General features: G+C 54.7%; 11 protein-coding genes. 4 read left to right on the forward strand and 7 right to left on the reverse strand.

Annotated elements, in window-relative coordinates:
- The first annotated feature begins 66 nt into the window (after nucleotides 1-66).
- Nucleotides 67-633 carry a hypothetical protein gene (locus tag AC0V6M_RS11365; RefSeq protein ID WP_486138916.1) on the forward strand — a complete coding sequence of 189 codons (567 nt, stop codon included), beginning with the start codon at nucleotides 67-69 and terminating at the stop codon, nucleotides 631-633.
- A 280-nt stretch (nucleotides 634-913) separates the two neighbouring features.
- Here the strand turns inward: AC0V6M_RS11365 and AC0V6M_RS11370 are convergent, their stop codons facing one another.
- Nucleotides 914-1,699, reverse strand: coding sequence for an enoyl-CoA hydratase (locus tag AC0V6M_RS11370; protein WP_486138917.1), 786 nt, complete (start codon nucleotides 1,697-1,699; stop codon nucleotides 914-916).
- A gap of 410 nt (nucleotides 1,700-2,109) precedes the next feature.
- On the opposite strand from AC0V6M_RS11370, the gene AC0V6M_RS11375 reads away from it, so the two are divergent.
- On the forward strand, nucleotides 2,110-2,874 hold the full coding sequence (locus AC0V6M_RS11375) for an SDR family NAD(P)-dependent oxidoreductase (protein ID WP_486138918.1): 765 nt from the start codon (nucleotides 2,110-2,112) through the stop codon (nucleotides 2,872-2,874).
- Nucleotides 2,875-2,922: 48 nt separating this feature from the next.
- Nucleotides 2,923-3,573 (forward strand): FMN-dependent NADH-azoreductase, encoded by a 651-nt coding sequence (locus AC0V6M_RS11380; RefSeq protein ID WP_486138919.1) that lies wholly within the window; start codon nucleotides 2,923-2,925, stop codon nucleotides 3,571-3,573.
- Nucleotides 3,574-3,578: 5 nt separating this feature from the next.
- On the opposite strand, the gene AC0V6M_RS11385 is transcribed toward AC0V6M_RS11380, so the two are convergent.
- The 6 genes from AC0V6M_RS11385 to AC0V6M_RS11410 form a co-directional block, all read right to left on the reverse strand.
- Nucleotides 3,579-5,114 (reverse strand): FAD-dependent monooxygenase, encoded by a 1,536-nt coding sequence (locus AC0V6M_RS11385; protein WP_486138920.1) that lies wholly within the window; start codon nucleotides 5,112-5,114, stop codon nucleotides 3,579-3,581.
- Nucleotides 5,115-5,116: 2 nt separating this feature from the next.
- A complete protein-coding gene (locus AC0V6M_RS11390; RefSeq protein ID WP_486138921.1) occupies nucleotides 5,117-6,952 on the reverse strand; it encodes an arylsulfatase in 1,836 nt (611 codons plus the stop codon).
- Nucleotides 6,952-7,521: a cytochrome b gene (locus AC0V6M_RS11395; protein ID WP_486138922.1), complete on the reverse strand. Its 570-nt coding sequence runs from the start codon at nucleotides 7,519-7,521 to the stop codon at nucleotides 6,952-6,954. Before AC0V6M_RS11395 ends, AC0V6M_RS11390 begins: the two co-directional genes overlap by 1 nt.
- A gap of 28 nt (nucleotides 7,522-7,549) precedes the next feature.
- Entirely contained in the window at nucleotides 7,550-8,284 is a 735-nt protein-coding gene (locus AC0V6M_RS11400) for a VOC family protein (protein WP_486138923.1), read from the reverse strand.
- A 90-nt stretch (nucleotides 8,285-8,374) separates the two neighbouring features.
- Nucleotides 8,375-9,313, reverse strand: coding sequence for a hydroxymethylglutaryl-CoA lyase (locus AC0V6M_RS11405; RefSeq protein ID WP_486138924.1), 939 nt, complete (start codon nucleotides 9,311-9,313; stop codon nucleotides 8,375-8,377).
- 61 nt (nucleotides 9,314-9,374) lie between these two features.
- Nucleotides 9,375-10,529, reverse strand: coding sequence for an alpha/beta hydrolase (locus AC0V6M_RS11410; RefSeq protein WP_486138925.1), 1,155 nt, complete (start codon nucleotides 10,527-10,529; stop codon nucleotides 9,375-9,377).
- 395 nt (nucleotides 10,530-10,924) lie between these two features.
- Here AC0V6M_RS11410 and AC0V6M_RS11415 point away from each other — a divergent pair, with 395 nt between their 5' ends.
- Nucleotides 10,925-11,467 carry a TetR/AcrR family transcriptional regulator gene (locus tag AC0V6M_RS11415; protein ID WP_486138926.1) on the forward strand — a complete coding sequence of 181 codons (543 nt, stop codon included), beginning with the start codon at nucleotides 10,925-10,927 and terminating at the stop codon, nucleotides 11,465-11,467.
- The last annotated feature ends 10 nt before the right edge of the window (nucleotides 11,468-11,477 follow it).

Below are 11,477 nucleotides of genomic sequence, written 5' to 3' on the forward strand. Positions count from 1 at the left end.
AGGGAGCCCTCGGGCTCTCATAGACATGGCCAAAATACATCTCCGATTAGATGAAAGGACCCAGTCATGTATGCAGCAATAATAGCGGCTTCGGCTTCCTTGCTTTCTCCCCCTCAAGAAACGATAACGCCGGTGCAATTTGTGCCTCGCTTGAATTTGTGTGGCGAGCTCATTGAGAGCGAAGACTGGCGGGTTTACGGCCACCACAATTATTACCAGATTACCCCGCTGAAAATCACGGGTTCTGGCAAATGGCGAAAGCCGTCCTTTTATGTCCGGTACTCAGATAACGGCAATATCCGCTATCGGCTCTCGCTTGGATCGGCCCACATTCCCAGTTATTCTCTGAACCATTATGTCTATGCTGATGGGGTGCTTGTTCACGCTGCAGGACACAATGAAGTATCCAATGGCAATGCTAGGGCGATCGGCCTTCTCACAAATGATGAACTTGCCAGAATGAAATCCGCCAAGCGCGTAGAGATCAGAATTACAGAAAGCTCAGTGCTAGAGCCTGATAGATTCTTCGGCTCTGTCACGATGGACCTTCGCGATTTATCCCGGATCGAGCCTATTGGACGTCGCTTGATGAAGGTGGTCCAAAAGAAGAAGGCAACCACGAATTGCAAGTAACTAACACCCCTCTCGCCAAGGCAATGCTGCGCAGTCCTATCATCCGATACAGAAATGGCAGGACGGCCTGGCCATACTGCAGGTGAAAATTTCGGCCGAGAGTGGACTGTCCGATCTAGCTGATAGCCACGGACAGCGGACTTTCGGCTTGCGGCACAGTTCAAGCCAATATTCTACGACTGACACTGGCCCGGATCAAGGCGGCGGCCGATGACCGGCATTGGGGGTGTAGGCGGCGATTGTATCACGCCCAAACAAGACCCAACCTTGCTTGATTGACTTACTGTTTTCGTCCCCGCTCCAAAATGCCCTTGCGGCGCGCCTCAACACCCTCGGGAGAGATTTCCGCATTGGCGGCAGACGCCAATTTATATTCCATCTCGATTGCATCACCAAAATTGGTGGCATAGCCGTCATCGATTAGCTTTTTGTAGGTTGTGAGAAATTTGGGGTCGACAGTGGCCATCTCGCTAGCGAGTTTGCGTGCGAGCGGCAGCAACTCGTCTGGTGCGACAACATGGTTTACCAACCCCCAATCCAGCGCTTGCTGCGCGTCAATGAAGTTTCCGGTAAAGCTCAATTCCTTCGCGCGGCTGATCCCCAAAACCCGACTGAGCTTTTGTGATAAACCCCATCCTGGAATTACACCTACGCGGGCATGGGTATCGGCAAAGCGAGCGTTGGTGCTAGCGATCAAAACATCGCAAGCCAGTGCAAGTTCAAAGCCACCGGTAATGGCCACCCCGTTGATCGCGCCGATGACCGGTTTGCGGCATTGCTCTATCGCCTGAGCAGGGTCGTTCTTCTTAACAGTATCGCTTCCCGCGCTCCCCAAGGCACCCGCTATGGAGCCCAATTCCTTCAAATCAATACCAGCAGTAAAAGCGCGATCACCCGCTCCGGTCAGGATCACCGCGCGGACAGCGCTATCTTCATCAACAGCGCGGATCACATCATAGAGCTGCGCCCGCAACGCTATAGAAAGTGCGTTCATTGCCTCAGGTCGGTTGAGCGTGACGGTGGCTATACCGTCGCTCACGTCCAGATTTACCAATTCGCTATTCATGATTTCCCTCAATATTGAACGTCGTGTGTAAGTGCCTATGCCTTTGACAGACTTTAGCTTCTAAATTTCAAAACCCGTTTCTTCCCTCGCCTGGGATCTTTGAAGTTGAGTCAGGGGCACAGAATTCGGCAATGACAGCAGTTGGGTCGGCAGTGGACTGCCTCGAATAAGTTGACCTAGCCGCCAAGCTGACTAGCCGCTTACACCCGAGCCAAGACGCAGTGCCAGGTTGTAAATCCAGAACGTACCTGGGCATTGAAACACCAAAAGGCACCCTCGCGCATCAATAATATTTGTTGATTGCTTAGCAATTAAAACCTAAAGCTCCAATGAGCAGTTTGGAAGTGAAAATCCTTGCGAAGGACAGCTTTTGCTCCGCAATCCAAGCAGGACGACCGAAGAGACAAGCGATGATCTCAGACCTAAAAAATCGTACTGTGATGTTGAGCGGAGCTTCATCCGGCATTGGTGCGCATCTCGCACGCGTCCTTGCCAATGCGGGGGCAAACGTCATTCTCGGTGCGCGTAGGACTGAGAGAACCAAAGCGCTCGCGGGTGAAATCGAGGACGCTGGGGGAAGGTCCTTGGCGGTGGCTCTCGATGTGACTGATGAGGCGTCTGTTGTTGCGGCTTACGACAAAGCGGAGGCCGCGTTCGGCACCGTCGACACGGTCATCGCAAATGCGGGAACGGCTGCAAATGGACGTTCAACCGACGTGCCTATTGAAGGCCTCCGAACGGTTCTCGACACCAATTTTCTTGGCGTGTACTTGCTTGCCCGCGAGGGCGCAAAGCGGATGATTGCCGCAAATTCTCCCGATGCGAGCCAAGGGCGCATTGTGCTGATCGGGTCGATTACCGCACAAATGAATGCGCCGGGTGATGCTGCCTACGCTGCTAGCAAGGCGGGCGTTGCCCATCTTGGCCGACTATTTGCCCGTGAATGGGTTCGAAAGGGCATCAACGTCAACACCATCCAACCCGGCTATATTCGCACTGAGATCGTGGGCGACTGGTTTGATACTGAGGGAGGTGCGCGACAGATCGCTGGTTGGCATCGCAAGCGCCTGATGGATATCGACGCACTGGATGATCTGACGATGTACCTGTGCTCAGACGCCTCTCGCCACGTCACCGGAGGCACGTTTACCGTGGATGATGGCCAATCGCTTTGATGGCTTAGATCATCCCAACCCAAATCCAAGAAACAGAGGATGCATCCCATGGCGAAAGTACTTTTTATCGAAGCCAGCCCGCGCAAAGAGAGCTCGTATTCCAGCCAAGTCGCAAATGATTTTCTGGAAAGCTACAAAGCGGCCAATCCTGATGATGAGATTGAGCATTTACCTTTGTTTGAGACCGAACTGGCCCCGCTTGGAATGCAAGGTGCGAACCAGAAAATGGAAAACCTCATGAAGCTGATGACCACCGGTTCAGGGATTGAGGCGCAGGGCGAATGGGCTGGCGTGATGCAAGAGATTGAGCGGCTGAAGTCAGCGGACAAAGTGGTGTTGTCGACGGCGATGTGGAACTTCTCAATTCCTTACCGCCTTAAGCACTGGATCGACCTTGTGACCCAAGTTGGCGTGACGGTGATGGTCAACAATAAGTTTGAATATGTGGGCCAAATCACAGACCGGCCTTTGCAAGTGATCATGGCAAGCGGCAGCCCGTATGAGGACCGTTTCCCGCTGGCATCGGACGCGCCCAAGACTGACTTTGCCAGCACCTATATCGATCACATTTTCCGCTTCCTCGGCTTTACCGACATCAACCTGATCCGGGTTCAGCCCACGGGTATGCCGGGGCCAGCTCTTGATGAAGCACTGGCCAAGGCGAAAAAAGCAGCGAAAGCTGCGGCGAAGGAATTCTGATCAGGTTAGGTTTGAAATCGGGCGAGCCTGGAGCGAAATGCCGTGCAAAGCTCGTCCGCATTTTCGTTTGCGCCGAAGATATAGCGATCGGGGCGCACTAGCACGGCTTTGCCGCCAGTGAAGTCGGCCAGCCTACCATCGATATCCTGAAAGTCTTTGCCGATCACGAAAACCGAGGCGCCAAACTCCACTTTGAACCAAGAGATGCTTTCGCCTTCAGCTCGATCAGACACCAAGAGCACAAACCCGTGCCCGATCACTTCATCAAGCAACGTGCGCTGACCTGAGGCATCGACAATTTCGGGTTGGCACAATCGTCTCCCGCACAGGCGGTGTCCTGTCCCGATCAAGCCGCCCCTATAAGCCGGATAGCGATCATCAGAATTGGCGACTCCGCCAAATTTTGGGAACATCCTGACAAGCCAGAAACCAAAGTTGCGCTTAAGCTGTTCCCATTTGTTGGTCGTGCTTAACTGAAGCCCAGTGCGCGAGGCTCTATTGATGACCTTCTCACAATGCGGCCAGCGTTCCTCGTGATAGGTATCGAGAATGCGGTCGTCGGCTTTGCCGTCAAAGATCAGATCGAACAGAAAACTGAGATGAGCGGCATCTCGAAGGCCCATGTTGAGGCCTTGTCCGGCAAAGGGTGAGGTTTGGTGTGCCGCATCGCCAGCCAGCAAAATCCGGTCCTTGCGCCAGATATCGGGCATTCCTGCATAGAAATTGTATGGGGCGCATCGCTGTATCTCGATGGATGATGTGTCGATGTAATTGGAGATGTGCGCGATCGCATCGTCATGGGTGAACTGATCAGCCAGGTCTTCGTCGATCTCAAAATCGAAGCGCAGATGACCATGGCACCCTTTGACGAACACCGTTGCCCCGTTCGGACGGCACATGAATTCGGAGAAGTCTTCCAACCCGTCCCAATAGGCGCGATCATGAACGACCACGTCGATGACGATCCATTTGCGGCGATAGTTGAAGTCTATTCGCTTTGCGCCAATCGAGCGTCGGCATAGGCTTGCCCCGCCATCGGAGCCAACAATGTATCCTCCGGTGAACTGCGTCTCTTCGCCCGTGTCAGTGTTCTTCGCGGTCAGGGTCGCATGCTCAGAGCCCGATGAAACGCTGAGAACTTCATAGCCAAGGAAGCTGTCGACTTTCACGCCCAGCTCGAAGTCTTCGCGTAAGTGGCGCTCCAAGGTGGGCTGGTGGAACATGGTTCCAACACCTGAGTGACCAAGGCTTGGCGGGACCTTGCTGTAGTCCATTTCCACCAGGGTTTTGCGCTTGTGATTGACCATACGAAAGGTCTGGAACGGCTTGGCATCATCCGGGAACATCCGGTCCATAATGCCCATCCGTTGGTAGATCCGGCAGCTTTCAGGGTCGAACATCATCGCACGCGGGCAGTGAAACACTGCCTTGTCCCGATCGAAAATCGCAACCGAATGCCCGCTTTCCCGCAGCAAGTTTGCGAGGGTCGCACCGACCGGACCGCAGCCGACGATCAAGACATCATATTGCTTGGTAGGCATTCCTAAGCTCCGTAACGTGCCACCTTGCGGCGACGCCGCAGCCATCGGATCGCGAGAAATAGGATAACGCCGACAACTCCCAGAAAACCGACGAGCAGGATTACGCGACCCGTGGGATTGGCCAACGTGTTAACAAAACTGAACTTCGCGCCGCACCACCAATTGCACTCACCTTCGTACCAGATGTTCGATTGCAGGCTGCGGCGCGGATGCGGCGGAATAACGCCGTTCTCTTGCGCAAACTCATCATAAGCAGCAACCAACTCAGAGATCACTTCTGGGTGAGCTTTGGCAAGATTGTTGGTGGCGCTGGGATCGGCCACGATATCGAACAGTTCCCATTCACCGCTTCCTAGAGGGGGACTTAGCCAAACTGCCTTCCAGCGCCCCTTGCGCACCATGGAATTGCCGAAAAGCTCGTTGAATAGGACGCGCGCGTCATCGAAGCTGGCTTCTTCAAAGACTGGAGCGATCGAGGTTCCTTGCGGTTGCAGCCTCCCCTCATAGAGCGGGTCGTTAGCGGGATTGATGCCGGCGAGCTCATAGACTGTTGGCACCAGATCGGTGACATGCGCGGGCATGGTGCGCGTGACGCCGTTTTCCAAACCCGGCCCTGCGACAATCAAAGGAGAGCGCACCCCGCCTTCGGCCACGGACCCCTTGAACCGGCTAAACGGTGTGTTGCTTGCATGCGCCCAGTCGCGGCCCATGGAAGTGAAGGACCCCATTTGCCCCATTTCTTCGCGGCTGAGGTCGAAATTCTCATGCAGCCATTCGCGCGTGTTGCCGCGATAGGCGAGGGGCGTTGTGACCGCTGCGCCATTGTCTGACATGAACATGATGTAGGTGTTGGAAAGCTGATCATTGGCTTCAAGCTGAGCGATCACTCGGCCCAGTTCCTGATCGAGCAGTTCGACCATTGCGGCATAGATCTCCATGCGTTTGGCATGAGTGCGGCGTTCCTCATCGCTTCTCTCAGCCCAAGGTGCTTGGTGGGAATCGAGCCATGACGGGAAGTTGAGCGCTTCTGCCATTTCAGCGTCGGCGCGAATGTGACCTAGTGCAATGAGACGCTGGCGTCGTTCTTCGCGCGATACTTCGGGGCCATCGTCAAACACGCCTTTATAGCGGTCAATCCAATCATCGGGCACCTGCAAAGGATCATGCGGCGCTGTGTAGGTCAGATAGGCAAAAAACGGCTCGTCACCGGCCTCATTTATGTATTCGATGATCTTGTCGGTGTAGCCGATGGTGGAATAGAAATCGTTCGCCAGCTGCGTTGACTGCCCATTCTCAAGGTAGGTGACGTTCTCCGATGGCGTTATCATTTTCGCATCGGCGAAATGGCTTGCACCGCCTTCAACAAGGCCAAAACTGCGTGCAAATCCACGACGATGCGGTCTTTGTTCTTCATCAATGGCAAGATGCCACTTGCCGCTCATCATAGTGCTGTAGCCATGGGAACTCAGCATCTCTGCGACGGTTACGACACCATCATGAAGCTGAGCACCATAGGCGAGATGGCCCATCTGATTTTCGGCCTGGAGATTATGCATAGTGCCGACGCCAGCCGCATGATTGCTCACCCCCGTCATCAGCATGGCCCGGGTTGGAGAACAGGTTGGCGCCACATAGAAATGCGACATGAAAATGCCGCGCTGCGCTAGGCCATCTAGCGTCGGTGTTCTGATCCGGCTGCCTAGAAATCCGGGATCGGACCAGCCCATATCATCGGCCACTACGATCAGGAAATTGGGCTTCTGCGTATCTTGTGCCGTGACTGGAAATGCGGCAAATGCTAACAGGGTGGCGCACAGATTGATCAGATGCCTAATCATCAGGTTAGATCGTGCGTCTTTTTGCCGCGTCCAAACCACATGCGGCGCAGCACGCCGTCTTTCTGGACAAATTGATGCAAGAATGCGGCGGTGATGTGGACAGCCAAGAGAGCAATCAACAGCCAAGTGCCAAGTTCGTGCAGGAAACGCCGCCCGTCAAATTCACTGGCTCCTAGAAAGCCAAAGACCTCCCGCACGTCGAACGCTCCATAAGGCAAGACAGCATATTCATGCGCCGCTGCTGTGTAGATGCCTGTCGCTGGCACATAGATCATCAGAGCGTAAAGCAGCAGGTGCGAGAGCTTTGATAAGGTGCGTTGTATTGGCGCAACCGTCGTTGGCAGCGCAGGTGGCGGGTTTCCAAGCCGCCACAATATGCGCAAGACCAGCAGAGTTATCACGGTAAAGCCCAGCGTCGAATGCCCCCTCAGAGAGAACGCCATGTCATCTGGGTTAGTGATGTCATCAAAGCCCTGTCCAAATACCAGCATCATGATGATGAGCAGCGCGATCGCCCAATGCAGGAATTTAGCTACGCCAGTATAGTGGACTGGTGTTTTTGTGTTCATGATGTTTGCCCCAATTTTTGAAACGTCTCTAGTTGGCGTGTTTCGCTGCGCGGTCTTCATCGGTCATCATGGAAGGGGGCCGCTTTTCCATTGGTATCATGGCGAACTGCTCATCGGGCATGGCGAACATGCCTTGGAGGAGTTGAACGGGCCGGTCCGGATTATAGCTTTCAGGATTGTAACCGGGATTCGGGATTTTTCCGCCTTGGCCTTCAAACTCGATGGGGTTCGTAAACTTGGCCAATTCCTCGTCGCTGATTCCGGCGAGTTCCTGCACTTCAGGATCGATCCAATCCTTCGGCCCAATCGGATAATCAGCATTGCCGGATGTCGCGACTTCGAGGCAGGTGTCTTCGGGGCCTTGAAAGTAGATGCTGTGACACATGCCGTGGTCCATCGGCCCCATGACATTGTACCCACGCGAACGGATGCGGTCGCGCATGTTTAGGAGGTCATCAAGCGTGTCGACGTTGAAAGAGAGGTGCTGCATTGTGCCCGGCGCGGAAGGCCCGCCTGTGTGGCCCGGATTGGTCACGCCATATTCGACTTTGGCATCTTTGTTTGCAGGATTGAAAACGAAGGCAACTTGGCTGCTTTCATTCATTTCTAGGAAGCCGTGCCAGCATCCCTCAACCCCGTGCATCCAGTAAAGCGCCACAAGCCGGAAGCCCAACACCTCGGTGTAGAACTCGATCTGCTCTTTCATGTTGTTCGTTGAAATTGCAAGATGGTTGATGCCGTTGGCCTTGATGTTCTTCGTCATGGGTCAGTTTCCTTTGATCAGATCTGATTGAGCGCCAACGTGTCGATTGCACCCGTAGGTCGGCGATGAATTCTCACGTCACCTTTGCTTTCATGGGTCATTCGTAGCTCCTAGCGCCACGAAATCTCCAACTTTGGCGAGTTTGGAAGGCAGGGGTTTGCCCATCACGCCCTCCAGCCATTGCGACGCAGTGATTAGCTTATCGAGATCAAGTCCGGTTTCTATGCCGGACCGCGACAGCATATAGCCGGCATCCTCGGTTGCGACGTTGCCTGCGGCTCCCGGAGCGAACGGGCATCCGCCCAAACCGCCAAGCGAAGCATCGATTGCATCGACGCCTGCGCCAAGCGCTGCCCAGATATTGGCAATGCCAGTGTTGCGGGTGTCATGGAAATGCGCGCGCATTGCGATTGTCTCCGGCAGCAAATCACGTAAGCGGGCGAACAATTCCTCAACCTGCCCCGGTACGCCAACCCCGATTGTGTCAGCGAGTGCTATTTCCAAGGGTTCTTCCTCGGCAAGTTCGCTGGCGATACGCAGCACGGTATCGGGCTGGACTGGACCTTCAAACGGACAACCGAAAGCGGTTGCGATGGTGACTTGTGCATTCAGCCCTTCGGCTTTGGCAAAGCGGATCATCTCACGATTTTCACGGATGCATTGATCGATCGCTTGCCCCTGGTTCTTTAGTCCGAAAGCGTCACTTGCGACTGCCACGCAGCCGGCCTCATCGACACCGCGCCTGCCGCCCTCACGCGTTGAAAGTGCGCGCAAAACACTGCGCTTGTTAAGGCACAGACCGATATAGGTCACATCCTTGCGATCAGGCAGACGTGCAATGACATCTTCCGCATCCGCCATCTGAGGAACTCGCTTTGGATGCACGAAACTTGCCACCTCGATCCTGCGACTACCGGCCTCGATTGTGCGTTCGATAAGGGCAACCTTGTTTGCAGTGGAGACAAGCGTCTGCTCGTTTTGCAGACCGTCGCGTGGCCCGACCTCAACCATTTCGACCGTTCGCGTCATCGGCATGCCTTCGACACTTTTTCTTTTCCGGTCATGGAGCCTCTCCCCAGGCGCAATGCGTTCAGCGTAGGTCCTGGCGTTCCAACCAGTTCATCACAAGGGTTGCCGCCTCTTTCGCTTTGTCCGGTTGCATGGCGTAGTAATGGGTTGCCCCCTTGATCTGGTGCAGTTCCTTATTGTCGTGGCCTACACCGTCAAAGATCGCCTGAGTGTGGCTAGGTGTGCAGGCATCATCGGCCGTGTTGCCGACTACCAGAACGGGCTTTGTCACATGGCCGAGGCTCGCCGGGCCATGAGCATTCGCATCGTCATAGCTCCATTGCGATAGCCAACTGCGAAGGGTGCTGAAGCGTGCCAATCCAACGGGCCCGTTATTCACGACTTTTGGATCGCCGAGATAGCACCATCCGGGCTTGCGATCATTGGGATCGACCGCCGGGTCGAGCCACCTCGGGTCAGCCATCGTGCCATGCGTTGTGAACGCAAATTCTTCATTTTCACGACCCTTGTCGGCCAATTCTTGAAGCTTGTGCTTCACCCAAGCGGTGATCTTGCGATTGCGAGCGATCTGCGCCGCGCGGTAACGTTCGAGAAACTCAGCCGAGTAGGGCGGCTTCACTTCCTCGCCATAGAGGTCAAGCGACGGATCACGCTTGTCTGGGTCCGCCTCATCGATGATGGAGGCGTCTATCCATTGAGTGAGCGTGTGATGGCGTGAGACGTGCGCGGCCATCTGGATCACCCCATCAGCCGGAATGAGACCAGCCTCGGTCAGGTCAACCCCGCCGCCACAAGGACTCGATGTAACCGTTGGGTTCTCTGCCTGAGATTGATAATAAGCCGAGAGTGATCCACCGCCGCTCCAGCCCAGTAGGATCACCTTCTTATAACCCAGAATCTCTTTGGCATGCTTGACAGCAGAACCAAGATCGACCGCGCATTTCTCCATATTGAGCGCATAGTCCGCGCCACGATATCGCCCGTCACAGGCAAGGACATGTACGCCCTGTTTCACGAAATCGTTCATGATCGGCAGCCAACCCGTACCGCCGATAGGGTGCATCGTCACTAAGCAGGTGTCGGACGGCACCTCAGAACGGATGATCGTGCAAAACACCGAAACAACACCCTCGGAACCGCCATAGGTTTCCTTGAATTTCGCCCGCTCCATCGAGACTAGCGGAAAGGGCGTTCGGGTGATTTCTTGGACTGACATTATGACTCTCCCTTGTTGCAATGGACGAGCGGAACAGCAGCCCGAGCGCGGGCACCTGCCAGTTCGACCGCAGACCGGTCAATCGGTAACACTTATTTGTCAGTCGATCAATAAACTGATGATGCTGTCAGTATGCTAGTGACGAAGGCATCCCCGCTCGAGCGTGACATGAGGAACGTGGCTCGGGCCCTGTAGCCGCAGAAGTTTCAGAGCTAGGTGCTCTTGCTCCAATCTCCCGATATGGACCGCGTTGACACCTGCCTTCAGAAGTCCCTATTCGAACGCCAGACTTCTGATCTAATTAGTTGGCGAAATCGCAAACAATATGAGACCGATTGATGGCTGAGGTAAAACGCCGAACGCAAGCTGAGCGACGCGAAAAAGCAGAGACCCAAATGCTTGATCAGGCGGTGAAGCTGGTTGGCAAACTTGGCTATGATGGTTTCACCCTCGCTGACGTCGCTGAAAGCGCTGGCTATAGCAGAGGCCTTCCAGCTCACTATTTTGGTAGCAAGGAAGATCTTCTGGCTCGCGTCGCAGAGCATGTGGTTGGCACTTACAACAAAGGCACTGCAGATATTTCGTCGCACGAGCGCGGTCTGCCGACACTGATCGCGCTCGTGCGTAGCTATGTAACAGGTCATGGCGTGGAAATTAGAACCCTTCAGATTTTGATCGCGCAAGCTCTTGCAAGCCCCAGATTGAGTAAAACCATCGCTAAGCTCAACGCCGAGGGAAAGAAGGGGATCGAAGCGGAAATCAGGACGGGGATCGAACTGGGCAATATCCGCGCAGACATCGATCCAGCCGCGCACGCTCCTGTGATCTACTCGTTCCTGCGCGGGCAGATGGCTTTTGCGGCGCTGGACAAATCCTTCGATCAGAATGCTGCGGGCGAAGAGTTTATTGCCACCATGTGCGCCCGGTTGGCCCCGTAAGACAACCAAC

The sequence above is a fragment of the Erythrobacter sp. JB3-1 genome, from assembly GCF_057364995.1.